Raw genomic sequence first — 24,698 nt, 5'->3', positions numbered from 1 at the left:
GCCGACGGGGAACGGTGCGTTCCGCCCGCCGGGGAAGCGGGCGGAGCGCACCACCACACGACCGGCGGGCCGCCGTCAGAGGTCGCGGCCCGGCGGGCCGCTGCCCGGCCGCTCCTGCCCGTCCAGTTCGAGCCCGAGCAGCGCGTTCTCCACGACCTCCGGGACCGCGGGGTGGATCCAGTACTGCCCGGTCGCCATCTCCCCGGCGCGCAGCCCGAACGACATCGCCTGGATCAGCGGCTGGATCACCGAGGAGGCGTGCGGGCCCATCAGGTGCGCCCCCAGCAGCCGGCCGGTGGACCGCTCCGCGATCACCTTGCAGAAGCCGGTGTCGTCCTCCAGCGCCCAGCCGTAGGCGATGTCGGCGTACTCCTGGACCTTCACCGCGTAGTCCAGCCCGGCCTCCCGACATGCCCGCTCGGTGCGCCCGACCGTGGCGATCTGGGGCTGGGTGAACACCGCGGCCGGGACGAACCGGTGGTCGGTGCGCCGGGGCGCGTCGGGGTGCAGCAGGTTGTGCGCCACGACCTTGGCCTCGTGGTTGGCCACGTGCTTGAGCTGGAAGGGGGAGCTGACGTCGCCCAGGGCGAAGATCCCCTCCACCGGGGTGCGCTGCTGGTCGTCGACGACGACGCGGCCGTCGTCGTGGGTGGGGACGCCGGCCTTCTCCAGGTCGAGGCGGTCGCCGTTGGACCGGCGACCGGTCGCGACCAGCAGCACGTCGCCGTGCACGGAACCGCCGCCGGCCAGCTCGACGACCACGTCGCCGGGCGCGCCGCGCACACCGACGACCTCGGCGTCGAGGTGCAGGTCCCAGCGCCGGCGGGCCAGCGCCGTGTAGCGCTCGGTGACCGTCTCGTCGAGCTCGCGCAGCATCGCCCCGCTGCGCCCGATGACCGACACGGTGCTGCCGAGCGCGGAGAACACGTGCGCGAACTCCGCGGCGATGTAGCCGGCCCCCACGATCACCAGGTGCTCGGGCAGCGTGTCCAGGCGCATCACGGTGTCCGACGTCTCGAACGGCACGCCGGAAGCCGCGATGACCTCGGGGACGACGGGCCGCCCGCCCGCGGCGATGACGATCCGCTCGGCGCCGAGGGCGACCGTGCCCGCGCCGTCGGTCCGGTCGACCTCCAGCTGGTGGGGCGCGGTGAAGCGGGCGTGGCCCTCGTACAGCGTCACGTTGGGGACGCGGTTGAGCCGGTAGTCGCGCCCGGAGGCCGAGATGGGGTCGATCCGGCCGAAGATCCGGTCGCGGATGTCGGTCCAGCGCACGCGCTCGACAGCGGCGTCGATGCCGAACCGCGACGCGCGCCGGACGTGCTGGGCGACGTCGGCGGGGTGCACGTACATCTTGGTGGGGATGCACCCGACGTTCAGGCAGGTGCCGCCGAAGACGCCGTGCTCGACGAGCGCGACGTCCAGCTCGGCGAACCGGTCGTCGATGAAGGAGTTGCCCGAGCCGCTGCCGATGACGACCAGATCGTGGTGCCGCACGCGACGAGGCTAGCTCCGCCGTGTGTCCGTGGTCGGGGATCGGCCGGCCCGGCGACCCGCCGGACCATCTGGTAGGTAGAGGGGATGAGTGAGGTCCTGGCGGCGACGTTGCACCGGTCATGGGCGGCGGACCTCGACCCCCGCACCCTCTACGACATCCTGCGGCTGCGGGTCGAGGTCTTCGTCGTCGAGCAGAAGTGCCCCTACGACGAGCTCGACGGGCGCGACCTCGAACCCGGCGCGCGGCACTTCTGGCTCGGCGGGCACGGCGACCCCGAACCGGTGCTGGGCTGCCTGCGGCTGCTCGACGAGCCCGGCGGCGACCTGCGGATCGGGCGGCTGTGCTCGGCCCGGTCGGCGCGCGGCCGCGGCCTCGGGCGGCAGCTGATGGAGGCCGCGCTGGCCGAGGTGGGCGACCGGCCCTGCGTGCTCGACTCCCAGGAACACCTGGCCGACTTCTACCGCGCCCACGGCTTCGAGGTCACCGGCCCGGCCTACGACTGGGACGGCGTCGCGCACGTCCCGATGCGCCGCGGACCGCGCTGACCACGACCCGCCCCGCCGCACCCGTTCGGCCGGGGACACCCGCCCGAGGCGAGACGACGCCGGGGGAGGTGCGCGATACTGGGCGCCGACCCGCCCGTCCGCCCGGTCAGGTCGTCGACCGCGCCGGCAGGCCGGCCGGCACCGCGGGTCCCTGAGGAGGTTGCACCGTGAGCGAGGACCCGACCCGGGCCAGCGCGCGTCCGGACGTGCCCCGCTACGGCCGGGTCGGCCCGGTCGACCCGCGGGAGGACCCGGCCACGCAGCCGGCCATGCGCCCGGCCGACCTGTCCGCCTGGGACGGCCCCACCACGTCCAACCCGCACGGCGTCGACATGGGCGACGACCTCCTGCGCGACTCCGAGCGCCCGACGGTGCGCACGCCGCTGCCCGACCACGACGCGCCGACCGTGGCCGCGCCGCGGGGCGGCGCCGCCCTCGCGCACACGCGGACCAGCGGCCTGTGGACCGGGCTGATCCTGTCCGCGATCGTGCTGATCCTGCTGCTGGTCTTCATCCTGCAGAACAGCACCCCGGTGCAGATCACCTTCCTCGGGCTGTCGGGTTCCCTGCCGACGGGCGTGGCGCTGCTGTTCGCCGCGATCGCGGGGCTGCTGCTGGTGGCCATCCCGGGCGGTCTGCGCATCCTGCAACTGCGCAAGGCCGCCCGCCGCGCCGCGCGCCACCCCGACTGACGTGCTGCACGTCGGCGGTAGTCCGCTCCCGGTCGTCGGGCGGGCCAGGATGTACGTCTGCGGGATCACCCCGTACGACACCACCCACCTCGGCCACGCGGCCACGTTCGTCTGGGCCGACGTCGCCGCCCGGGTGCTGCGCCACCTCGGCGTCGACGCCGAGGTGTGCCGCAACGTCACCGACGTCGACGACGTCCTGGACGCCGCGGCCGCCGAGCGCGGCGCCGAGCCGGACAGCTTCGCGGCCGTGCAGCAGTTCCGGTTCGACCGCGACATGACCGCGCTCGGGGTGCGCAGTCCCGCGCACGAACCCCGCGCGCACACCCACGTCGGCCAGGTGGTGACGCTGGCCGCGGCGCTGCTCGAGTCGGGAGCGGCCTACCTGCGCGGCGGCACGGTCTGGTTCCGCGGGCAGGGGGCGCTAACCCGCTCCGGGATCGGCGAGGCCGCGGCGGCCGCGTTGGCCGCCGAGTTCGGCCAGGAGTTCGGCCACCCCGACGCCGAGCACCCCGCCGACGTCCCGGTGTGGCGGGCGGCCCGGCTCGGTGAGGCGGCGTGGCCCAGCCCGTGGGGCGAGGGCAGGCCCGGCTGGCACGCCGAGTGCGCGGCCATGGCCCTGACGACCCTGGGCCCCGCGCTCGACCTGCACGTCGGCGGGGAGGACCTGCGGTTCCCCCACCACGCCTACGAGGCCGAGATGGCCGAGGCGCTCACCGGCGTGCGGCCCTTCGCCCGGGCCTGGATGCACGTGGGCGCGGTCCGGCTGGACGGCGCCCGGATGGCCAAGTCCACCGGCAACCTGGTGCTCGTCTCCGACGTGCTGGCCAAGCACCCGGCCGCGGTGCTGCGCCTGCTGCTGGTCGACCGGCCGTGGGCCCGGGCGTGGGACTTCCGCCCCGCCGACCTGGACGCCGCGGCCGCGCGCCTCGACCGGCTCTACGCCGCGGGCGCCCGGGGCGGTGCGGTCGGCGGCAGCGCCGCGACCGGCGCGGTCACCGCGGCCCTGCTGACCGACCTCGACGTGCCGGCCGCGCTGGACGTGGCCGGGGAGGCCGGGGGCGATGCCGCGCGGCTCGCGCTCTCGGTGCTGAACCTGGGCTGAACCTGGGCTGAACCTGGGCTGAACCTGGGCTGAACCTGGGCTGAACCGGGCCCGACTCCTGTCGCTTCCGCACCGGGACGAGTGAGGGGCGGTCGGCATCGCCGACCGCCCCTCACCCGCGCACGTCGTGGCCCGACGGGTCAGACGGCCCCGCGCCGGCGGGGCCGGCGACCCGGCTGGGCCGCGGAGAACGTCGCCCGGGTGGTGCCGACGCGGCGTGCCGCGCGGTTCTCACCCGCGCCGCCCTGGCGGGGCGCGTCCTGGCGGGACTGCTCCTGACCGGCCGGCTGGGCGCGGCCACGGCCGCTGCGGCTGCGGCCACGCCCCGGACCGCGGGGCGTCGGCGCCGGCTTCGGCGGCTCGGCGATCGGCACACCGGACGGCTCGCGCGCCCCGGTGATCGTGGACAGCGCCGCGTCGCCGGGTGCGACGGTCGTCTGGGTGGGACGGATGCCGGCCTGGCGGGCCAGCTTGTCGACGTCCGACCGCTCCACCGCGGTGACCAGGGTGACCACGACGCCGCTGTCGCCGGCCCGGGCCGTGCGGCCCGCGCGGTGCAGGTAGTCCTTCGGGTCGGCCGGCGGGTCGACGTGCACGACCAGGCTGACGTCGTCGATGTGGATGCCGCGGGCGGCGACGTCGGTGGCCACCAGCACCGGGGTGCGGCCCTCCTTGAACGCCGCGATCGCCCGGTTGCGGTTGTTCTGCGCCTTGCCGCCGTGCAGCGCGCCGGCGTCGATGCCGCTGCGGCGCAGCTGCTTCACCAGCCGGTCGACGCCGTGCTTGGTGCGCACGAACATGATCGTGCGGCCGTCGCGGGCGGCGATCTCGGTGGCCACGCGCGGCTTGCTCGCCACGTCGACGTGCAGCAGGTGGTGCTCCATCGTGGACACCTGGCCGGTGGCCGAGGCGATGGAACGGGTCACCGGGTCGGTCAGGTAACGCCGGACGAGAGTGGCGACCTCACCGTCGAGGGTGGCCGAGAACAGCAGCCGCTGCCCGTCGGCCGGGGTGCGGTCCAGGATGGCCCTGACCTGGGGCAGGAAGCCCATGTCGGCCATCCGGTCGGCCTCGTCGAGCGCGGTGACCGTGACCTCGGACAGGTCGCAGGTGCGCTGCTGCAGGTGGTCGGCGAGCCGGCCGGGGGTGGCGACCAGCAGGTCGACGCCCCCGCGCAGCTCGCTGACCTGCCGGTTGAACGACAGGCCGCCGACGACGACCGCGGTGGTCAGGCCGAGAGCCTTCGCGTACGGGTCGAGCGCGTCGACGACCTGCTGGGCCAGCTCGCGGGTGGGCACCAGGACCAGGCCGCGCGGCTGCGAGGGTCGCGAGCGCGAGCCCGCCATGCGGGACAGCAGCGCCAACCCGAAGGCCAGCGTCTTGCCGGAGCCGGTCTGGGCGCGACCGAGCAGGTCGCGCCCGGCCAGCGCGTCGGGCAGGGTCGCGGCCTGGATGGCGAACGGCTCGGTGAAACCGCGGGCGGCGAGCGCGTCGACCACCGGGGTCGGGAGGCCGAGCTCGGCGAAGGTGGGCATGCCGGCGGCGGGCGCCGTCCACAGCGCCTCCTCCACGGCGGGACGGGTGGGGGCGAAGCGCTGCTCGGCCTGCGGGCGGCCGGAGCGGCCGCGGCCGTCGGACCGGCGCGGCCGGGAGCCGCCCACGGGACGGGCACGACGGGTGGTCGGGGAAGACACGGGGAAAAGAACCTCCGGGACGTGGCACGTCGCACGGAGCGCAGCGGCCGGGGAGCGGCGGCTGGGACCTCGAAGACGAGCCCGGGCGCGAGACGCGCGCCCAACTGGGTACTGCGGGTGCGCCTGCTAGGGGCCGGACCGGCCGGGCGCTCGTGATCCAGCTTATCCGAGCGCCCGGTCGACCCGTGCAGCCACCGGCTGTGACCTTTCCCCGCCGATCCGTCGCCGTCAGCGGGAATCGACGGGGATCCCCAGCGCGACGTGCAGCGAGTCGAGCAGCGCGCTCGCGCCGTCGACACCCCCCACGGGTCCACGGGCGGCGAACCACTCCGCGACCCGCCGCACGTCGCGGGCCAGGAACTCCGGGCCCTGCGGGTTGCCCACCACGTCCACGACCTGCGGCAGGTCGATCAGGACCAGCCGGCCGTCGTGCACGAGGATGTTGTAGGCCGACAGGTCGCCGTGGGTGTAGCCGAGGCGGGCCAGCCCGAGCAGGGCCTCGCCCAGTTGCTCCCACAGGTCGGCGAGCTCGTCGGGGTCCGGGCGCAGCTGGGCCAGCCGCGGCGCCGCGTTGCCCTCCCCGTCGCCGACGAACTCCAGCAGCAGCTCGGTGCCCGACAGCTGCACCGGGTAGGGCACCGACACCCCGGACGCCCACAGCGAACCCAGCGCCGCGAACTCGGCGCCCGCCCACTGGCCCGCCAGCAGCTCGCGGCCGAAGGAGGTGCGCCCGGACATGGCGCGCGTCTCCCGGGACCGGCGCACCCGCCTGCCCTCCAGGTAGCCGGCATCGCGGTGGAACATCCGGTGCTCGGCCGTGCGGTAGCGCTTGGCCGCCATGACGACCCGGCGGTCGGTCCCGGGCACCGACCGTTCGACCAGGTGGACGTCGGCCTCCTTCCCGGTCTTGAGCACGCCGAGCTCGGTGTCGACGGCGGCGTGCTCGGTCAGCACCCAGCCGGGCCGCGGGAGCGGGCCGTGCTCGGCGCCGTCCCACGTGGACCAGCGGTCGCCCTCGGGCGGCCCGTCGATGTCGATCCCGGCGCGCTCGTCGAGCTCGTCGAGCGCGGCGGAACCGGGGCGGGCCCCGCGGCGGGGGCGGGGATCGTCCTCGTCGTCGAAGCGGCGCTTGCCGCGGCGGCGGGACGTGTGGATGTCGTTGTTGTTGACGTTGTCGAACTCGGTCAGGTCGTGACGGGGCAACGCGGGGTCTCCTACCGGAGTGACGCCCCGCGGAGGGCCGAGCGCGAGAGGCCGGCCGTCAGCGCGGGGCGGGGATCGGACGGGCGCGGGGCACGTCCAGGACAGCGATGGACATGTCGCACACCTCCTCGATCCGCCGGCTCCTCCGGCGCGTCGCAGCACCTTCCCGCCCCGCGAACCCCGCCCGCAACCGAATTACGCCCCGCCCCACCGCGCCCCTGGCGCGGCGTCAGGGGGAGGGGATGATCAGGTGCAGGGCGGTGGGGCCGGGGCGCTCGACGCGCATGCCGGCCCGGCGGGCCAGGGTGGCGACGGCGCCGGCGTCCGACGGCTCGGCGCGGGTGCCGGCCAGCAGCCGGGCCAGCCGGCCCTTGTGCGCCTTGTTGAAGTGGCTGATCACCTTGCGGGAGCCGTCGGGCAGTTCGGCGATCGCGTCGACGGTGACCGCGCCGGGCACCCGGCCCAGCGCCGCGTACGAGCCCGAGCGCAGGTCCACGACCAGCTCGTCGACCGCGATCGCGGCCAGCACCGGCTCCAGCAGCGGGCGCCAGCGACTGGCCAGGGTGCCGCCGCCGGGCAGCTTGGCGCCGGCGGAGAGGCGGTAGGCCGGCACCGGGTCGTCCGCGCGCACCAGGCCGAACAGCGCCGAGCCGACGGCGAGCCGGGCGCGGGCCCGCGCCGCCGCGGTGCCGCGCAGCGAGCCGGCGTCGAGGGCGTCGTAGAGCACGCCCGAGTAGCGGTGCAGGGCCGGCGCGGTGGGGGAGGTCCACAGGGCGGCGTTGCGGGCGACCTCGGCGTGCTGGGCCTCGGTGATGCCGAGCGCCGCCCGGCACGTCACGGGGTCGGCGGCCAGCTCCACCAGCTCGTCGACGAGCTGCATGCGCACCGGGTCGAGGGTGGGGTGCGACAGCGCCTCCAACCGCAGCGGGGGGCCGTCGCCGCCGTCCCGCTTGGTCTCCGAGGGCGGGAGCAGCACGAGCACCGGACCAGGGTAGGAGCCGCGCGGATCACGGACCCTCCCGGGCGAGGGCCGTTGTGCCGGACGGGCCAGCGGGATACGGTCGCCGACGTGATCCGCCTCGTGGCCCTGCGCGTGATCCCGCTGGTGGGGCGCCTGCACGTGGACAACATGAGGGTCGTGAGCGCGGCCTGTCGACCCGGCCGCTGACCCCGTCCCACTTCGTCTTCAGGAGACAACTGTGTCCGAATCCTGGTCCTTCGAGACCAAGCAGGTCCACGCCGGCGCCACGGCCGACCCGACCACCGGGGCCCGCGCCACCCCGATCTACCAGACGACGTCCTACACGTTCCGCGACACCGACCACGCGGCGGCGCTGTTCGGGCTCACCGAGCTGGGCAACATCTACACGCGGATCATGAACCCGACCCAGGACGTGCTCGAGCAGCGCGTCGCCGCCCTGGAGGGCGGGATCGGGGCGGTGGCGTTCGCGTCCGGGCAGGCCGCGCAGACCCTGGCGATCCTCAACATCGCCGAGGCCGGCGACCACTTCGTGTCCAGCGCCTCGCTCTACGGCGGCACGTACAACCTGTTCCACTACACGTTCCCGAAGATGGGCATCGAGGTCTCGTTCGTCGACGACCCCGACGACCTCGACGCCTGGCGGGCCGCCGTCCGGCCCAACACCAAGCTGTTCTACGCCGAGACGCTGGGCAACCCGCGCGGCAACGTGCTCGACCTGCGCGCCGTCGCCGACGTGGCGCACGAGGCGGGCCTGCCGCTGGTCGTGGACAACACGGTGCCCACGCCGTACCTGCTGCGCCCGATCGAGCACGGCGCCGACATCGTCGTGCACTCGGCGACGAAGTTCCTCGGCGGGCACGGCACCGCCATCGGCGGCGTCGTCGTCGACTCCGGCAACTTCAACTGGGGCGAGCACGCCGAGCGCTTCCCCGGCCTGACCACCCCCGACCCCAGCTACCACGGCCTGAACTACTGGGACGCGCTGGGCAACCTGGCGTACCTGATCAAGATCCGGGTGCAGCTGCTGCGCGACCTCGGCCCGGCGATCTCCCCGCAGAACAGCTTCCTGCTGATCCAGGGCATCGAGACGCTGTCGCTGCGCATCGAGCGGCACGTGCAGAACGCCCAGGGCATCGCGGAGTGGCTGGAGCAGCGCGACGAGGTGGAGAAGGTCCACTACGCCGGGCTGCCGTCGAGCCAGTGGTACGAGGCCGGGCAGAAGTACCTGCCGCGCGGCGCGGGCGCCGTGGTCGCCTTCGAGATCACCGGTGGCGTCGAGGCGGGCAAGAAGTTCGTCGACGCGCTGGAGCTGCACAGCCACCTGGCCAACATCGGCGACGTGCGCAGCCTGGTGATCCACCCCGCCAGCACGACGCACAGCCAGCTCTCCGGCGAGGAGCAGCTGGCCACGGGGGTGAGCCCGGGGCTGATCCGGCTCTCCGTCGGTCTGGAGGGCATCGAGGACCTCAAGGCCGACCTGGACGCCGGGTTCCGGGCGGCGAAGGGCGCCTGACGCGGGACATGATCCTGAGGTGACCACAGTCGGTACCGAGCTCCCTCCCGCCAGCGGCGCCTGGCGGGAGGGGGACGACCCCGGCCGGCGCCGCTTCCTGCGGCTGCCCGGCCCCCTGCGCCTGGAGGCGGGCGGCGAGCTGCCCGACGTCCGGATCGCCTACGAGACGTGGGGCGAGCTGAACGCCGACGCGTCGAACGCGGTCCTCGTGCTGCACGCGCTCACCGGCGACAGCCACGTCAGCGGTCCCGCGGGCGACGGGCACGCCACCGCGGGCTGGTGGGACACGCTGGTCGGCCCCGGGCGCGCGCTCGACCCGGCCCACTGGTTCGTCGTCGCCCCGAACGTGGTCGGCGGCTGCCAGGGCAGCACGGGGCCGTCCTCACCCGGGCCGGACGGCCGCCCGTGGGGCAGCCGGTTCCCGTTCCTCACCGTGCGCGACTCGGTGGCGGCCGAGACGGCGCTCGCCGACGAGCTCGGCGTGCGGCGCTGGGCCTGCGTGGTGGGCGGCTCCATGGGCGGGATGCGCGCGCTGGAGTGGGCGGCCACCGAGCCCGACCGGGTGGACCGGCTGTTCCTGCTGGCCTGCCCGGCGGCCACGACGGCCGACCAGATCGGCTGGGTGGCCCCGCAGCTGGCGGCGATCCGCGGCGACGCGGGGTGGCGCGGCGGCGACTACTACGACGCACCGGCGGGCCAGGGTCCGCACCTGGGGCTGGGCGTCGCCCGGCGGATGGCCCACCTGAGCTACCGCAGCGCGTTCGAGCTGGAGACCCGGTTCGGCCGCAAGGCCCAGCCGGGGGAGGACCCGTGGTCGGGCGGGCGCTTCGCCGTCGAGTCCTACCTCGACCACCACGCCGCGAAGCTGGTGCGCCGCTTCGACGCCGGGTCCTACGTGCGGCTGACCGAGATGATGAACTCCCACGACGTCGGCCGCGGCCGCGGCGGCGTGCCCGGCGGGCTGGCCCGGGTGCGGGCGCGCACGCTGGTCGCCGGCATCAGCTCCGACCGGCTGTACCCGGTGGAGCAGCAGGCCGAGCTGGCCGACGGGATCCCCGGCTCCGGCCCGGTGCGGCTGGTCGAGTCGCCGTACGGCCACGACGGGTTCCTGGTCGAGGCCGCGACGGTGGGGGCGCTGCTGGGTGAGCTGCTCGCCGAGCCCGTCAGCTCTGGGTGATGAAGCCCCACACCATCCGTGACCCGGAGTCGCCGGCCAGCACGGCGAAGTAGCAGGCGGCGATCCCGGCGAGGACGGTCAGCCAGGCGGCCACGGTGGTGGCGGTGGACGTCGTCGCCGTCGCCACCGTCGCGGCGCCCCGGCCGGGCCGCGGGTCGCGGCGGGCGACCACCGCGGTGATGATCGCCAGCACCGCGAACGGCCACGCCGCGATGACCGTGTTGAGGCCGAGGGCGCCGTGCGCGCTGATGGGGCCCGGGTCCTGCCCCTGGGCCTGCAGGTATTCGGCGAGCTGGTTGCCGGCGATCCAGGCGAGGACGGCCGAGACGGCGCCGCCGAGCGCGAGGAGGGCGACCACGGTCCCGCCGCCCCGCCGCCACTTCGGGCGCACCGCGACGGCGAGGGCACCCAGTGCGGCGAGCGGGAGCAGCACGACCACGGCGTGCACGAGCAGGGGGTGGGCCGGTAGGCCGCCGACAGTGATCAGCACCGCTGCATTGTGGCGACACGACGGAGGGACGGGTAGACACACATGGTGTCGATCAGTCCAACGGCTCGCACCGTCGGTAACCGGGACGAACCCGAAAATCGGATCACCCGGATCGCCGACAGCGCGCTCCCCACAGCTCACGGCGACTTCCGCGCCGTCGCCTACCGCGACGACGTGCTCGACGTCGACCACGTCGCTCTCGTCCTGGGAGATTTAAATGAGCACTCAACTGTTATCCATGAACCCTCAACCAACGGTCAGCGCCGGCCGGACGAGCAGCAGCCGCCGCTTGCCCGCCTGCACTCCGAGTGCCTGACCGGTGAGGCCTTCGCCTCGCGCCGGTGCGACTGCGGCGCCCAGCTCAGCCGCTCCCTCGACATGATCACCGAGGAGGGCCGGGGCGTCCTGGTCTACCTGCGTGGACACGAGGGCCGCGGGATCGGGCTCGGCGCCAAGATCGCGGCCTACGCCCTGCAGGACCGCGGCCAGGACACCCTGGACGCCAACCTCTCCCTCGGCCACCCCGCCGACGCCCGCGAGTACGGCGCGGGGGCGGCGATCCTGGCCGACCTCGGGGTCCCCGCGGTACGCCTGCTGACCAACAACCCCGACAAGGTCGCCGCCCTGCGCGGGCACGGCGTCGAAGTGTCCGAGAGGATCCCGCTGACCGTCCCGGCGGACCCGGTCAACCTCGACTACCTGCGCACCAAGCGCGACCGCATGCGCCACCTGCTGCCCCAACTCGACCCGGCCTCCGACTAGCCACCCCCGAGCCGACCCGGCGACGCGCGGCGTCCCGTGCTCGTGGCCGGTCCCCGTCTCCGGGGATCGCGCCATCCCGGTGCGACCGCAGCGGCATCCGCTCCCCCGTGAAGCTCCGATGCTGCGGTCCGGCACCCCCGGCGACCCATCTCGGGTCGCCGGGTCGGCTCCCTCTTCCTCGTCTTCCTTCTTCGTCGGCTCCCCGGCCCGGTTGGTCAGGTGATTCGGGGTCCTCGCAGACCTAGCGGTGTGCTCGCAGCCCGCCGGCCGGCTGCGACGACCCAGCCCGGGCTGCGGCACCCACCGGGCGCTGCGAGGACGCCCCACCGGGCGCTGCGAGGACGCCCCACTCGGCGTGAAGGTGGCCGCGGAGCGGCCACTCCACCCCCTGCTGAGGTCGCCCGCCGCGGAGGCGCCGCCGGAGGCCCCTCAAGAGGCAAGGCCTCAGCGCGGCAGCGACTCCGGCCGGGCCGGCGGGGCCGGCTGGACGACCGGGATCGGCGCCGTCACCGGCACGGCCGGCCCGCCGTGGTGCTCGGCCAGTTCCAGCTCGCGCTCCGCGCGCGCCCGCGCGGCCCGCCGCAGCAGCAGGACCACGCCGCCGGGCAGGCTGGCGATGAGGGCCAGCACGCCGTAGGCGACCGAGGTGGTGATGCCGAGGGGAGCGCCCAGGCCGGCCATCCAGAAGCCGAGTGCGGCGATGCCTTCGCGGGGGCCCCAGCCGCCGACGTTGACCGGCAGGGCCATCGCCAGCAGCGCCATCAGCAGCAGCGGGATGAGCTGCCAGAGCGGGGCGGTGGTGCCGGCGGCGTAGGCGGCGACCAGGAAGAGCATCAGGAAGCCGGCCAGGGAGGCCAGGGACAGGGCGAACAGGGCCGGCCAGGTGTCGCGGGCCAGCAGGCCCTTGCGGGCGTCGGCCATGGCGGCGCCCAGGACGCGGCGCCACTTGCTGGCGCCGGGGCGGTGGCGGGCGATGACGACGGCGACGCCGGTGGTGGCGATCAGCACGGCGACCGCGCCGAGGGCCACCGCGACCGGGGGGTAGCCGGGGCCGCTGAGCACGGCGGCGACGAGCGCGGGCTGGGTGGGGAGCACGACGCAGGCCACGGCGATCAGCACGACCTGCCCGGCGGTGCGCTCCAGGACCACCGCGCGGGCGCCGCGGGCCATGTCGCCGGAGTCGCGGCCGTGGCGGACGGCGCGGTCGACGTCGCCGAGCACGCCGCTGGGCAGCACGGCGTTGAGGAAGCTGGCCCGGTAGGTCTCGGCGATCGCGTCGCGGATCCGCAGCCGCAGCCCGACGCGGCGGGCCACCAGTTGCCAGCGCAGCGCGCTCAGCACGGTGGTGAGCAGCCCGATGCCCAGGGCGGCCGCGATGGACACCGGACCGATCACGCTCAGCCCCTTGGCGAAGGCGTCCTTCCCGAGCACGGCGATGAGCCCGACGATGATGCCCACGCCGACGAGCAGGCGCAGCCACGGCGTGGGTCGGGTCGGGACCGAGTGCTTCATGGCGCCACCTCCGGTGAGCGGTCCGGTTCGGCGAGCAGGTCGTGGTGCGCGACCACGGCGGTGAGGCGGCCGTCGCGGACGGCGGCGAGCCGGTCGGCCAGCCAGCGCCCGGCGTCGGCGGTGAGCGCGGGTTCCTGTTCGACGGCGGCCGCGGCGCGCCCGCGCAGCCACTCGTCGAGCAGGCCGGCGTGGTCGGTCGGGTCGAGCCGCCACGGGGTGTCGGCGACGCGGACGGCCATGCCGTGGCGGCGCAGCGCCCGCGCGGTGACCTCGACGGCGTCGGGGCCCAGCAGGGCGCCGCCCGGTCCGGGGCGGCGCTGGTGGGCGTTGAACGCGGCGGTCACGGCGTCGTCGAGGGGGTCGGCGGGGTCGATCCGGACCTCGCCGGTGACCGAGAGCGTCCACAGGACGGGGCAGCCGGCCGCGGCGCAGGTGGCGGCCAGCGCCTCGACCTCGGCCGCGGTGAGGACGTCGAGCAGCGCGGAGGCTGTGATCGCGGAGGCGCCGGCCAGATCGGTGGCACTCAGGTCGGCGAGGTCGCCGGTAGTGGTGCGCACGGAGATCGGGGTGCCGGCGGCGTCGGTGATGCCGACGCAGCGCCGCCGGGCCAGCTCCAGCAGCCGGGGGTCGCGGTCGTGCAGCACCCAGCGCTGCGGGCCGGGCAGCCGAGGGGCGAGCCAGCGGGTCAGCGAGCCGGTGCCCGAACCGAGGTCGTGGACGACGACCTCGCCGCCGGTGGGCAGCGCCGCGGCGAGGCGCTCGGCCAGGGCGGTGGCGCGGGCGGCGTGGTCGGCCGGTTCCCTGGCGGCCAGCCAGCCCGGGTCGAACTCGGGGACGAACAGGTCGGTCACGGGATCGCCACCGGCCGGCGCCGCATCCCGTCCAGCACCGCGTGCAGGTGCCGCGCCGTGTCCGCCCATCCGCTCAGTATGCAGCGCCGCTCCCGGGCCGATCCGTGTACTTGTGCACGGAAGCCCGCGCGGTCGAACCAGCGCGCCAGCGCCGCGGCGAGCGGGCCCACCTCCCCGGCCGGGACGACGACACCGGGCAGGCTGCCGTCGGGGGCGCGGCCGAGGGTCTCGGGCAGCGCACCGGCGTCGCTGACCAGCACCGGCACGCCGCGGGCGAGCGCCTCGGTGACCACCATCCCGTAGGTCTCGGCCCAGGACACCAGCACGGCCAGGTCGGTGGCCGCCCAGGCGGCGTCGAGCTCGGCGCCGGCCAGCGGGCCGACGAGGCGGACCCGCCCGGTCAGCCCGACGCGCTCGATCAGCGCGGTGAGCTCGGCGTCGAACGCGGGGTCGGGCCGGGGGCCGGCCAGCACACAGTCGAACGTCCGGTCGGCCACCTCGGCGAGCGCCCGCACCAGCACGTCCTGGGCCTTGCGCCGGGTCACCGAGGCCAGGCACAGCAGCCCCGAGCCGTCGCCGCGGCCCGGGGAGAGGGGGGCGGCGTCGACGCCGGGCTCCACGACGTGCACGGCCGCACGCCCGGCCAGCCGCCGCGCGGCCCACGGCCCGGTCACCACGACCGCGGCCGCGGCGTCGAGCACCTCCCGCTCGCGGCGGTCCAGCTCCGCGGCCTCGACGGCGTCCAGCCCGGTCTCGTCGGCGAGCGGCAGGTGGACGAGCACGGCGAGGCGCAGCCGCCGCGCCGCGGGCACCACGACCTCCGGGACCCCGCACCCGACCAGGCCGTCGACCAGCACGACGGCGCCGTCCGGCAGGCCGGCCAGCACCCGCTCCAGCGCCGCCGTGGCGGTGCTGCCCGGCCGCGGCCAGGCACCGGCGAGGACGTGGCGGTGCAGCCGCCAGCCGTGCGCGGGCAGCTCCTCGCACACGCGCCGGTCGTAGGCGTTGCCGCCGCTGGGCGCGCGGGGGTCGTCCACGCCGCCGGGCAGGACGACGTGCAGGTCGGGGCCCTCGGCCGTCACAGGTCGCGCTGGTAGCTCGCCGACGCCACGTGCGACTCGTGCAGGGTGACCTCGATCGAGGTCAGGCCGCTCGCGCCCGGGCCGAGCGAGCCGGCCGCCACGGCCGCGGCCAGCCGGTCGGCGATCACCTTGGCCAGGAACTCGGTGGAGGTGTTGGTCCCGGTGAACTCCTCGACGTCGTCGAGGTTGCGGTAGTTCAGGTCGGCCAGCGCGGCCTTGAGCTGCTCGGTCGCCAGCCCGATGTCGACGACGATGTTGTCGTCGTCCAGGTCCGGGCGGTGGAAGGTGGCGTCGACCACGAAGGTCGCGCCGTGCAACTGCTGGGCCGGTCCGAAGACGGCGCCGCGGAAGCTGTGGGCGATCATGATGTGGTCGCGGACGGTCACGCGGAACACCGGGTCGGGCCTCCTGGGTAGGGGTGGGGCGTCGGGCGGGCGGTCAGGCGGCGGGGTAGGCGATGCGGTGGCACAGTGCCCCGAGCTCCCCGGCCGCGAGCCGGGGCATCACGTCGGGCAGCTCGTCGAACGGGCTCTCGCCGGTGATCAGCGCGTCGAAGGCGGGGTCGGCGAGCAGCCCGGCGGCCAGCGCGACCCGGTCGGCGTAGTCGCGGCGGCGGGCGCGGGCGGGCGCGACGGTGCCCACCTGGCTGCTGCGGATGGTCAGCCGGCGCGGGTGGAACCACTCACCGAGGGGCACGTTGACCACACGGTCGCCGTACCAGCTGAGTTCGACGACTTCGCCTTCCTCACCCAGCAGCTCCAGCGACCGGGTCAGCCCGGCCGAGCTGCCGCTGGTGTGCAACACGAGGTCGCAGTCGCCGTCGGCCTCGTCGGGCGTGCGGAAGCCCACACCGAGCGCCGCGGCGGTGTCGGCGCGGCCGGTGTCGACGTCGACGAGCTGGACGCGGGCGCCGGGCAGCGCGGCGAGCAGGCGGGCGACGCAGCAGCCGACCATCCCGGCCCCGACCACGGCGATCCGGTCGCCGACGCGCGGCGCGGCGTCCCACAGCGCGTTCACGGCGGTCTCCACGGTGCCGGTGAGCACGGCGCGGGCGGCGGGCACGCCCTCGGGGACCGGCACCACGGCGGTGGCCGGCACGACGTAGCGGTCCTGGTGGGGGTGCAGGCAGAAGACGGTGCGCCCCCGCAGCCCGCCCGGCCCCTCCTCGACGACACCGACGTTGAGGTAGCCGTACTTCACGGGTGCGGGGAAATCCCCGTCCTGGAACGGGGCGCGCATGCCGGCGCGCTGGCTCTCCGGGACGCCGCCGCGGAACACGGTGGCCTCGGTGCCCCGGCTCACCGCCGAGTACAGGGTCCTGACCAGCACCTCGCCCTCGCCCGGTGGGGGGATCTCCGCGGACCGGATCTCGCCGACACCCGGCTCGGCCACCCAGAACGCGCGAGTGGGCACCGGAGCGCGGTCGTGCGCCACCCCCACCTCCTGACACAATCACCCTGATACCAACACCGGCACCCGACACGGTCGGCTGCTCCCTCGACCGGCACGCTACGACAGGGAGATCGCTGTGGCCACGCGCCCACGCCGGGACACCCGCGCGTTCGACACCGAGCTGCTGGTCGCGCTGGCCGGGCAGGTCGTGGTGCTGCTCGTGCTGACCGCGACCGTCGGCGTGGGCAGCGCGGGCTGGCTGGCCTGCTGCGTGTTCGCCGCGGTCGTCGGCTTCCTGCTGGCCATCGGCGCGCCCGCGCGTCGCGCCGCGGCGGCGGGGTCGGCCAACCGCGTCACGCTCGCCCGGGCCACGCTGGTCGGCGGGGTGACGGCGCTGGTGGCCGACCAGATCGCCGACGAGATCGCCGGCCTGCCCGACCGCCCCACCCGCACGATCGTGATGCTGGTCATCGCCTCGGTGGCGCTCGCGCTCGACCTGGCCGACGGGTACGTGGCCCGGCGCACCGACTCGGTCTCCGAGCTGGGCGCCCGCTTCGACATGGAGCTCGACTCGCTGCTCGTGCTGGTGCTCAGCGTGCTGGCCAGCCGGTCGCTGGGGCTGTGGGTGCTCGCCATCGGGCTGGCCCGTTACGTGTTCATCGCGGCGATGGCGATCTGGCCCCAGCTCAAGGGCGAGCTGCCGTTCAGCCGGGCCCGCAAGGTCGTCGCCGCCACCCAGGGCGTGGTGATGATCGGGGTGGCGGCCCCGTTCGTGCCCCGCCCGGTGGCCGCCGCGGCGGCCGCGGTCGCGCTCGTCACGCTCATCTGGTCGTTCGGCCGCGACACGGTCTACCTGCTGCGCAGGCCTGGCCCGCCGCCGGGTTGACGGCCAGCACGCAGGCCACCGGTGGGGTGAGCGGCAGCGTCTCGGTGCGGAACCCGGTGAAGCCGGCCGCGGCCAGCATCTCCCGCAGCTCCCGGCCCGCCCGGGCGGTCGTGGACGCGTCCGAGCCCGGTTGGCGCGGTTGGGCGACCAGCGCGATGCGCCCGCCCTCGCGCAGCAGTCCGCGCAGCTCGACCAGCCGCCGGACCGGGTCGGGCCAGAAGCCGATCGAGTTCACCGCGAGCGCGGCGTCGACGGGCCCGCCGAGATCGGGCAGCCGGTCCACCGCGGCCTGCCGCAGCACCACCCGCCCGTCCCGGACGGCGGCGGAGTTGCGCCGGGTGGCCTGGCGGACCATCACCGCCGAGTGGTCGACCCCGAGCACCTGGCCGCGGTCGACGCGGCGGGCCAGCTCGGCGATCGCGATCCCGGGGCCGAACCCCACCTCCAGCACCCGGTCGGTCGGCCGCACGTCGAGCAGCGTCACCACCCACCTGTTGCGCTCGCGGTTGGAGCCGCGGTGGGCGAAGAGCAGCCCGACGGCGCGGCCGAGGGGGCCGCGCGGGTGGCCGGCCTGGCGGACGAGTGCGGTGATCAGGCGGCGGCGGAGTGTCGTGGGAACCATGCCGTCTACCCAACGACCTCACGTACGCTCGAAGTCAAGATGTCCGAGAAGCTCATGACCATCGGCGAGCTGGCCCACGCCACCGGCGTGGCCGCGTCCGCGCTGCGCTACTGGGAGGGGCTCGGGCTGCTGCCCGCCCCGGCCCGCAGCTCCGGGCAGCGGCGCTACCCGGCGTCCGCCGCGCCACTGGTCGGTCGGGTCCTGCTGCTGCGCGACTGCGGCTTCACGCTCCGCGAGATCGCGGCGTTCCTGGCCAGCCGGCCCGACGAGCCCGGCGCGTGGCGCGAGCTGGCCGCGGCCAAGCTCGGCGAGCTCGACGAGCAGATCGCCCGCGCCCGGACCGCCCGCACGGCCCTCGCCCACGCGCTCGCCTGCCCCCACGAGGAGCTCGGCGAGTGCCCCACCCACGCCGGGATCGTCGACGCCCGCCTCGCCGGGGTTCCCCTGGCCGAGGCCCACCGGCACTGACCCCCCGTTCAGACCGGCGCGCCGGGGCGGTGGGCTGCTCACCGACCGGCGCGGGGGGAAGGATGGGGGAGTGGCCCGTCCCCGTGTCGTCCTGTCCGTCGCGACGTCCGTCGACGGCTGCATCGACGACACCTCGCCGCGGCGGCTGGTCCTGTCCGGACCGGCCGACCTCGACCGCGTCGACGGCGAGCGCGCCGCGGCCGACGCGATCCTGGTGGGCGCCAGCACGATCCGCCACGACGACCCGCGGCTGCTCGTCCGCTCGCCCGACCGGGTCGCGCAGCGGGTGGCGCGGGGTCTGCCGGCGCAGCCGCTGAAGGCGACGATCAGCTCCACCGGCGACCTCGACCCCTCGGCGCGCTTCTTCACCACCGGCGACCAGCCCAAGCTGGTCTATCTCCCCGCCGGCGTCGAGGCGCCGCACGGTGTGCGGGAGGTGGCCACGACCGTGCCGGCGGGCGACCCGCTCGACCCCGCGCTCGTGCTCGCCGACCTGCACGAGCGGGGCGTGCGCTCGCTGCTCGTGGAGGGCGGCACGGCGATGCACACCCTGTTCCTCACCGCGGACCTCGTCGACGAGCTGCAGTTGGCCGTCGCGCCGATCTTCGTCGGGAATGCCGGGGCCCCGCGGTTCGTCGGTGCCGGTGTGTTCCCGCACGGTCCCGACCACCGGATGAGGTTGGCCGACGTCCACCGCGTCGACGACGTCGTCGTCGCCCGCTACCTGCTCGGAGGCACCCGGTGAGCGCCGCGGGCCCGGCCGGCGCGGGCGGGCGGCTCACCGACCGCGAGTGGCTGGAGGCGACCGTCGCGCTGTCGCGCCGCTCGCCCCCCTCGCGCACGGCGTTCTCGGTCGGCGCGCTGGTCGTCGACGCCGACGGCGCGGTGCTGGCCGAGGGCTACTCCCGCCCCTACGACCCGCACGACCACGCCGAGGAGATCGCGCTGGCCGCGCTGGGCGAGGGGTGGCGGGCGCCGGCGGGCACGACGATCTACAGCTCGCTGGAGCCGTGCAGCGCGCGCGCCTCCCGGCCGCGGACCTGCACCGACCTCATCCTCGGCGCGCAGATCGGGCGGGTGGTGTTCGCCTGGCGGGAGCCGACCATCTTCGTCGAGGGCCGGGGCGCGGAGCTGCTGCGCGCCGCGGGCGTCGAGGTGGTGGAGCTGCCCGAGCTGGCCGCCCAGGTCCGCGAGGTGAACCGCCACCTGCTGGCCCGGGTGACCGAACGCGTCCGCGACGAGGGCGGCGGCGGGTAACCGCCGCGACCGGCGCCCGGGTGCGTCGCTACCCTTTCCCGGGTGTTGACCCGGATGTCGTCGCTGTTCCTCCGCACCCTTCGCGAGGACCCGGCCGACGCGGAGGTACCCAGCCACAAGCTGCTGGTCCGCGCCGGCTACGTCCGCCGCGTCGCCCCGGGGATCTACTCGTGGCTGCCGCTGGGGCTCAAGGTGCTGCGGGCGATCGAGCGGGTCGTGCGCGAGGAGATGGACGCCATCGGCGCCCAGGAGATCCACTTCCCGGCGCTGCTGCCGCGCGAGCCCTACGAGGCCACCGGGCGCTGGACGGAGTACGGGCCCAACATCTTCCGGCTCAAGGACCGCCGCGAGAACGACTACCTGCTCGGCCCGACCCACGAGGAGCTGTTCACCCTCGCGGTCAAGGGCGAGTACAGCTCCTACAAGGACTACCCGGTCGCGCTCTACCAGATCCAGACCAAGTACCGCGACGAGGCGCGGCCCCGCGCGGGGATCCTGCGCGGGCGCGAGTTCGTGATGAAGGACTCCTACTCCTTCGACCTCAGCGACGAGGGGCTGGCCGAGTCCTACCGCCGCCACCGCGACGCCTACGTGAAGGTCTTCGACCGGCTCTCGCTGCGGTACGTGATCGTCGCGGCCACCTCCGGGGCGATGGGCGGCTCGGCGTCGGAGGAGTTCCTGGCCATCGCCGAGACCGGTGAGGACACGTTCGTGCGCAGCCCCGGTGGCTACGCGGCCAACGTCGAGGCCGTCACCACCCCGGCGCCCGAGGCCCGCCCGCTCGACGGCCTGCCCGAGGCCCAGGCGCACCACACCCCGGACACGCCGACCATCGCCACCCTGGTCGACTTCCTCAACGCCAACCTCGACGGGCGCACCTTCACCGCCGCCGACACCCTGAAGAACGTGCTGGTCAAGACCCGCCGGCCGGGCACGGACGAGTGGACGCTGCTGGGCATCGGCATCCCGGGCGACCGCGAGGTCGACATGAAGCGGCTGGAGGCCGCGCTCGACCCGGCCGAGGTCGCGCTGCTCGACGAGGGCGACTTCACCCGCCACCCGTTCCTGGTCAAGGGCTACATCGGGCCGGCGGCGCTGGCCGCCAACGGCGTGCGCTACCTGGTCGACCCGCGCGTCGTCACCGGTACGGCGTGGGTCACCGGCGCGGACAAGCCCGACCACCACGTCGTCGACCTGGTCGCCGGGCGCGACTTCACCCCCGACGGCACCATCGAGGCCGCCGAGGTCCGCGAGGGCGACCCCGCCCCCGACGGCAGCGGCCCCCTGGAGGCCGCCCGCGGCATCGAGATCGGGCACGTCTTCCAGCTCGGGCGCAAGTACGCCGACGCCATGGGCCTGGACGCGCTCGGCCCGGACGGCAAGCCCGTGCGGATCACCATGGGCTCCTACGGCATCGGGGTGTCCCGGCTGGTCGCGGTGATCGCCGAGCAGAACCACGACGCGTCGGGCCTGGTGTGGCCGCGCGAGGTGGCCCCCGCCGACGTGCACGTGGTCATCGCGGGCAAGTCCGAGGAGATCGCGGCGGGCGGCGAGCGGCTCGCCGCCGAGCTGTCCGCGGCCGGGCTGCGCACGCTGCTCGACGACCGCAAGGCCTCGCCGGGGGTGAAGTTCGCCGACGCGGAGCTGATCGGGGTGCCCACCATCGTCGTGGTCGGCCGGGGGCTGGCCGGCGGCGTGGTGGAAGTCAAGGACCGCCGTTCGGGGGAGCGGACCGAGGTCGCCGTCGACGCCGTCGTCGGGGAGCTCGTCGCACTCGTGGGGGGTCGGTAGCGGTCACCCGACCGGGCATGGTCGGATGAGCGCGGCGTGAGCCGGGGGAAGGACGATCATGCGCGATGACACCATCGAGCTACCGGGGCGGGGCCCGGTGGCCGACAGGGCTCCGGCGTCGGGGGGACAGCCGGGCGACCTGACGCAGGAACTGCTGGACACCGACTGGTGGACCGACGACATGCTCGTGCGGGCGGGGATCCCCGTGCACGACGTGCCGTTCGTGAGCGTCGGGGGCGGGATCGGGTCGTTCGTCACCGTCGACTACCTGCGCATCTGCGGGGTGCCGACGTCGGCGATCAAGGTGTTCACCCAGCTGAACACCCCGTGGGAGAGCTACGAGTACCTGACGCGGGTCTCGCAGATCCCGCGCACGGAGCGGCTGCGCAGCGACTCGGCGTCCTGCCCGGACAACATCTGGGGCTTCCCCAGCTACGGCATCCGCGAGGCGTGGGCCACCAAGTCGCTCAAGCCGCTGTGGCACCTGCTGACCGAGCCGTTCCTCAACGACTACTGGACGCCCAAGGCCGGCCACGCCTTCGAGTCGATGGAGCGCGAGTACCACCGCATCGGCTACCCGGAGACCGTGGTCAAGGGCCAGGTCCGGATGGTGCGCCGGCGCATCGGCGGGGGCTACTTCACGATCCTGACCCCGCCCGAGGGTGCCACGCACACCCGGCGGATCGCCTACCGCAGCCGCTACGTGCACATCGCGGTCGGCTACCCGGGCCTGAAGTTCCTGCCCGACCTGCAGGAGTACCGGGAGAAGACCCGCGACTACGGCTCGGTCGTCAACGCCTACGAGCCGCACGAGCAGATCTACCAGCGGCTGCAGGCGGCCCCGGGCACCGTGCTCGTGCGCGGCGGCGGGATCGTGGCCTCCCGGGTGCTGCAGCGGCTCATCGACGACCGCGACCGGCTGGGCCTGCAGACCCAGATCCTGCACAGCTTCCGCACCTTCGTCACCGGCTCGCACGGCCCGCACATCTGGATGCGCCGCCGCGGCGGCGACGGGTGGGCCTACCAGGGCTTCAACTACCCGAAGTCGGTGTGGGGCGGCCAGCTCAAGGCCCGCGTGCGCAGGCTGGAGGGCCAGGACCGCGCCGATCTGTACAAGCAGTTCGGCGGCACCAACACCCCGAAGCGGCGCAATTGGCAGGAGCAGATGCGCCGCGGCCGCCAGCAGGGCTGGTACCAGGCCTTCCAGGGCGAGATCGCCAACCTGCGCCCCGGCCCGTCCGGCACCGTGCACGTGGAGCTCAAGACCGACCAGGGCCCGCGCCAGGTCCAGGTGATCGCGGTCATCGACTGCACCGGCCTGGAGGCCGACGTCCGCGAGCACCGCGTGCTGGCCGACCTGCTCGACCACGGCGGCGCCGGGCGCAACCCGCTGGGCCGCATGGACGTCGAGCGCAGCTTCGAGCTGCGCGGCACCCGCAGCGAGCCCGGGCGGATGTACCTGTCGGGCAGCGCGGCCAACGGCGGCTACTTCCCCGGCGTGGACACCTTCCTCGGGCTGCAGATCGCCGCCCAGGAGATCGCCGACGACCTTCAGACGCTCGGCTTCTGCTCGGGGCTGGGGCCGCTGCGCTCCACGTCCCAGTGGTGGAAGTGGGCCCGCGGGAAGAGGATCTGACCGTGCTCCCCACCCTGAACGGGCGGATCCAGACCCGCATCGCCACGCTGGTGGTGATCGGCGGGCTGTGGACTCTCCTGCTCACCCCGCTGCTGTCGCTCCCGGGCTCGCTCGGCGACCGCTACACGGTGACGTTCACCATCCTGCTGACGACCGTCGTGCTGGGCGTGCTCTGGGAGTTCGTCTACCACCTGATCATGCAGTTCCGCTGGGAGAAGGACTGGCCCACCGGGCTCGCCCTGATCACCGTCGTCAACGAGGGCGCGCTGGTGTGGCTGCTGCTCTCGCTGGACGCGGTGCCCGGCATCGACGGCGCGGCGGTGCCGCTCGGGGCGTTCCTGCTGCTGTTCGGGACCACGTGGCTGGTGGTCTGGCTGATGATCGTCGGCCCGATGCGGGTGCCGTTCATCCACTGGCGCTTCCGCGGCGGGAGGCTGGTCTGAGTGGACTTCGACTCCGGTAGGGCCGCGGTCGTCGCGGCCGGGCCGCCCGACGCGGTCGTCGCCCGCTGGCCCGGCATCGTCTGCGTCGCGCAGAGCGGCGACGCCGCCGCGCTGGCCCGCCTGCTCGACCTGTGCGAAGGGGTGGCCGCCGAGCCCGGCGCGGCGGCGGGGCGCACGCTGGCCCGCCGGCTGGCCATGTGGCTCAGCGGCGACGCCGGCGGCGACCTGCGCTTCGGCACCCTCGCCGTGGCCGGCGACCAGTGGGCGACGTTCCTGTCCGGGGAGGTCGAGCTCGTCGTCCCGGAGCAGGACCTCGAACTGTCGGGCGTGCAGTCCGCCGCCTGGACCGACCGGCTGCTGCCGGTGCCGGAGCGACCGGTCGCGCTGACCCTGGCCGGCGTGGCGCTGCCCCCGGACATGGTCGGCGGCGTGCACGACCTGCGGCTGGGCGTCGTCCCGGGCAGCGGTGTCGTGCTCGTCCCGGACGGGGCGGCCGTCGAGGGCGCGCCCGGCGCGGCGCCCGGTCCGGCGGTGCCGGCACCGGTGATCGCGCCGCCGGACGAGGGCCCGTTCGACGACTGGCCCCCGCTCGACGGGACGCCGCGGCACCGGCCGACCCCCGAGCCGGTCGCACAGCCGGTCGTGGCGTTCGAGGAGGGGTTCGCGCCGCCCGAGCCGCTCGAACCTGCGCACGCCGGCCCCCGGTACGTGAAACCCGACCCCGAGCCGGAGCCGCTGCCCACCGGGCACCCCGGCGTCCACGAGGCCGCCGACTGGGGCGGTTCGAGCGCGGAGCCCGAGCCCACCCACGAGCCCGCGCCGGAGCCGATGCCGGCCACCGGGGCGTACGCGGGCGACGGCGACTTCCCGGAGCGCCCGCGGTTCGACGACGGCCCGCCCGCCGGCGAACCCGCCGCGGAGCCGGCGGAACCCGAGCAACCGGAGGAGCCCGAGCGGGTCCCGGCCGGCGCGCCGGCGCCCGCCCGGGTCATCGGCCGTGACATCGGCCGCGACATCGGCCGCGACATCGGCCGCGACATCGGCCGCGACATCGGCGAGGACCCGACGACGGTCGCGCCGCCGCTCGCGCCGAGCACCCC

At 75.3% G+C, this 24,698-nt stretch carries 24 protein-coding genes and 1 pseudogene; 14 read left to right on the top strand and 11 right to left on the bottom strand.

The features are described from left to right. Positions 1-75: 75 nt before the first annotated feature. The gene (locus KIK08_RS10430; protein WP_214402843.1) at positions 76-1,497 is read right to left on the bottom strand and encodes a mycothione reductase; all 1,422 of its coding nucleotides are present in this window, start codon (positions 1,495-1,497) and stop codon (positions 76-78) included. An 84-nt stretch (positions 1,498-1,581) separates the two neighbouring features. On the opposite strand from KIK08_RS10430, the gene KIK08_RS10425 reads away from it, so the two are divergent. The 3 genes from KIK08_RS10425 (at position 1,582) to KIK08_RS10415 (ending at position 3,837) form a co-directional block, all read left to right on the top strand. Next, positions 1,582-2,043: a GNAT family N-acetyltransferase gene (locus tag KIK08_RS10425; protein WP_214402842.1), complete on the top strand. Its 462-nt coding sequence runs from the start codon at positions 1,582-1,584 to the stop codon at positions 2,041-2,043. 167 nt (positions 2,044-2,210) lie between these two features. Further along, complete coding sequence (locus KIK08_RS10420) at positions 2,211-2,735, top strand: LapA family protein (RefSeq protein WP_308257558.1); 525 nt, start codon at positions 2,211-2,213, stop codon at positions 2,733-2,735. Between the two features lies 1 nt (position 2,736). After that, positions 2,737-3,837, top strand: a complete 1,101-nt coding sequence (locus KIK08_RS10415; RefSeq protein ID WP_308257557.1) for a cysteine--tRNA ligase — start codon at positions 2,737-2,739, stop codon at positions 3,835-3,837. 140 nt (positions 3,838-3,977) lie between these two features. Here KIK08_RS10415 and KIK08_RS10410 read toward each other — a convergent pair whose 3' ends face one another. The 3 genes from KIK08_RS10410 to yaaA form a co-directional block, all read right to left on the bottom strand. Beyond that, positions 3,978-5,372, bottom strand: coding sequence for a DEAD/DEAH box helicase (locus KIK08_RS10410; protein ID WP_214402870.1), 1,395 nt, complete (start codon positions 5,370-5,372; stop codon positions 3,978-3,980). Positions 5,373-5,759: 387 nt separating this feature from the next. Further along, positions 5,760-6,734 (bottom strand): serine protein kinase RIO, encoded by a 975-nt coding sequence (locus KIK08_RS10405; protein ID WP_250556713.1) that lies wholly within the window; start codon positions 6,732-6,734, stop codon positions 5,760-5,762. Between the two features lie 229 nt (positions 6,735-6,963). Continuing rightward, a complete protein-coding gene (gene yaaA / locus KIK08_RS10400) occupies positions 6,964-7,716 on the bottom strand; it encodes a peroxide stress protein YaaA (protein WP_214402841.1) in 753 nt (250 codons plus the stop codon). A 217-nt stretch (positions 7,717-7,933) separates the two neighbouring features. Between yaaA and KIK08_RS10395 the strand changes: the two genes are divergently transcribed. Together KIK08_RS10395 and metX are read left to right on the top strand one after the other, a co-directional pair. Next, positions 7,934-9,229, top strand: a complete 1,296-nt coding sequence (locus KIK08_RS10395) for a bifunctional o-acetylhomoserine/o-acetylserine sulfhydrylase (protein ID WP_214402840.1) — start codon at positions 7,934-7,936, stop codon at positions 9,227-9,229. 19 nt (positions 9,230-9,248) lie between these two features. Continuing rightward, a complete protein-coding gene (metX, locus tag KIK08_RS10390; protein ID WP_214402839.1) occupies positions 9,249-10,406 on the top strand; it encodes a homoserine O-acetyltransferase MetX in 1,158 nt (385 codons plus the stop codon). Here metX and KIK08_RS10385 read toward each other — a convergent pair. After that, positions 10,393-10,896, bottom strand: coding sequence for a DUF2231 domain-containing protein (locus tag KIK08_RS10385; protein ID WP_214402838.1), 504 nt, complete (start codon positions 10,894-10,896; stop codon positions 10,393-10,395). The two genes, metX and KIK08_RS10385, sit on opposite strands and share 14 nt — an antisense overlap. A gap of 42 nt (positions 10,897-10,938) precedes the next feature. Between KIK08_RS10385 and ribA the strand changes: the two genes are divergently transcribed. Then, positions 10,939-11,658, top strand: a complete 720-nt coding sequence (ribA, locus tag KIK08_RS10380; RefSeq protein WP_214402837.1) for a GTP cyclohydrolase II — start codon at positions 10,939-10,941, stop codon at positions 11,656-11,658. A gap of 444 nt (positions 11,659-12,102) precedes the next feature. On the opposite strand, the gene KIK08_RS10375 is transcribed toward ribA, so the two are convergent. The 5 genes from KIK08_RS10375 to KIK08_RS10355 are packed head-to-tail and all read right to left on the bottom strand — an operon-like array spanning position 12,103 to position 16,516. Further along, positions 12,103-13,170 (bottom strand): lysylphosphatidylglycerol synthase transmembrane domain-containing protein, encoded by a 1,068-nt coding sequence (locus tag KIK08_RS10375; protein ID WP_214402836.1) that lies wholly within the window; start codon positions 13,168-13,170, stop codon positions 12,103-12,105. Further along, complete coding sequence (locus KIK08_RS10370; RefSeq protein WP_308257556.1) at positions 13,167-14,021, bottom strand: methyltransferase domain-containing protein; 855 nt, start codon at positions 14,019-14,021, stop codon at positions 13,167-13,169. Before KIK08_RS10370 ends, KIK08_RS10375 begins: the two co-directional genes overlap by 4 nt. Next, positions 14,018-15,103 carry a glycosyltransferase family 4 protein gene (locus KIK08_RS10365; protein ID WP_308257555.1) on the bottom strand — a complete coding sequence of 362 codons (1,086 nt, stop codon included), beginning with the start codon at positions 15,101-15,103 and terminating at the stop codon, positions 14,018-14,020. The genes KIK08_RS10370 and KIK08_RS10365 overlap by 4 nt, the downstream gene beginning before the upstream one ends. Next, positions 15,100-15,498, bottom strand: a complete 399-nt coding sequence (locus tag KIK08_RS10360; RefSeq protein ID WP_214402835.1) for a 6-pyruvoyl trahydropterin synthase family protein — start codon at positions 15,496-15,498, stop codon at positions 15,100-15,102. The genes KIK08_RS10365 and KIK08_RS10360 overlap by 4 nt, the downstream gene beginning before the upstream one ends. Before the next feature lie 43 nt (positions 15,499-15,541). Then, positions 15,542-16,516, bottom strand: coding sequence for a zinc-dependent alcohol dehydrogenase (locus KIK08_RS10355; protein ID WP_214402834.1), 975 nt, complete (start codon positions 16,514-16,516; stop codon positions 15,542-15,544). A 115-nt stretch (positions 16,517-16,631) separates the two neighbouring features. Here KIK08_RS10355 and KIK08_RS10350 point away from each other — a divergent pair, with 115 nt between their 5' ends. Then, positions 16,632-17,381 carry a CDP-alcohol phosphatidyltransferase family protein gene (locus tag KIK08_RS10350; RefSeq protein ID WP_308257554.1) on the top strand — a complete coding sequence of 250 codons (750 nt, stop codon included), beginning with the start codon at positions 16,632-16,634 and terminating at the stop codon, positions 17,379-17,381. Here the strand turns inward: KIK08_RS10350 and KIK08_RS10345 are convergent. Beyond that, positions 17,317-18,003, bottom strand: coding sequence for a class I SAM-dependent methyltransferase (locus KIK08_RS10345; RefSeq protein ID WP_214402833.1), 687 nt, complete (start codon positions 18,001-18,003; stop codon positions 17,317-17,319). The two genes, KIK08_RS10350 and KIK08_RS10345, sit on opposite strands and share 65 nt — an antisense overlap. Positions 18,004-18,042: 39 nt before the next feature. Here KIK08_RS10345 and KIK08_RS10340 point away from each other — a divergent pair, with 39 nt between their 5' ends. From KIK08_RS10340 to KIK08_RS10315, 7 genes and pseudogenes are all read left to right on the top strand, one after another. Then, entirely contained in the window at positions 18,043-18,471 is a 429-nt protein-coding gene (locus tag KIK08_RS10340; RefSeq protein WP_214402832.1) for a MerR family DNA-binding transcriptional regulator, read from the top strand. A 70-nt stretch (positions 18,472-18,541) separates the two neighbouring features. After that, a complete protein-coding gene (locus tag KIK08_RS39790) occupies positions 18,542-19,216 on the top strand; it encodes a RibD family protein (protein ID WP_308257553.1) in 675 nt (224 codons plus the stop codon). Next, positions 19,213-19,728, top strand: a complete 516-nt coding sequence (locus KIK08_RS39785) for a cytidine/deoxycytidylate deaminase family protein (protein WP_308257551.1) — start codon at positions 19,213-19,215, stop codon at positions 19,726-19,728. The genes KIK08_RS39790 and KIK08_RS39785 overlap by 4 nt, the downstream gene beginning before the upstream one ends. 42 nt (positions 19,729-19,770) lie before the next feature. Next, positions 19,771-21,519, top strand: coding sequence for a proline--tRNA ligase (locus tag KIK08_RS10330; RefSeq protein WP_214402831.1), 1,749 nt, complete (start codon positions 19,771-19,773; stop codon positions 21,517-21,519). A 58-nt stretch (positions 21,520-21,577) separates the two neighbouring features. Next, a complete protein-coding gene (locus tag KIK08_RS10325) occupies positions 21,578-23,155 on the top strand; it encodes an FAD/NAD(P)-binding protein (protein WP_214402830.1) in 1,578 nt (525 codons plus the stop codon). 2 nt (positions 23,156-23,157) lie between these two features. Then, complete coding sequence (locus tag KIK08_RS10320) at positions 23,158-23,598, top strand: hypothetical protein (RefSeq protein WP_214402829.1); 441 nt, start codon at positions 23,158-23,160, stop codon at positions 23,596-23,598. After that, positions 23,599-24,698: pseudogene (locus KIK08_RS10315) on the top strand (hypothetical protein); the annotation flags it as partial.

It is taken from the genome of Pseudonocardia lacus, assembly GCF_018531445.1.
Classification (GTDB): Bacteria; Actinomycetota; Actinomycetes; order Mycobacteriales; family Pseudonocardiaceae; genus Pseudonocardia; species Pseudonocardia lacus.
The sequence above is the reverse complement of the archived record's forward strand: the minus strand, read 5'-3'. Positions and strand labels throughout refer to the sequence as shown.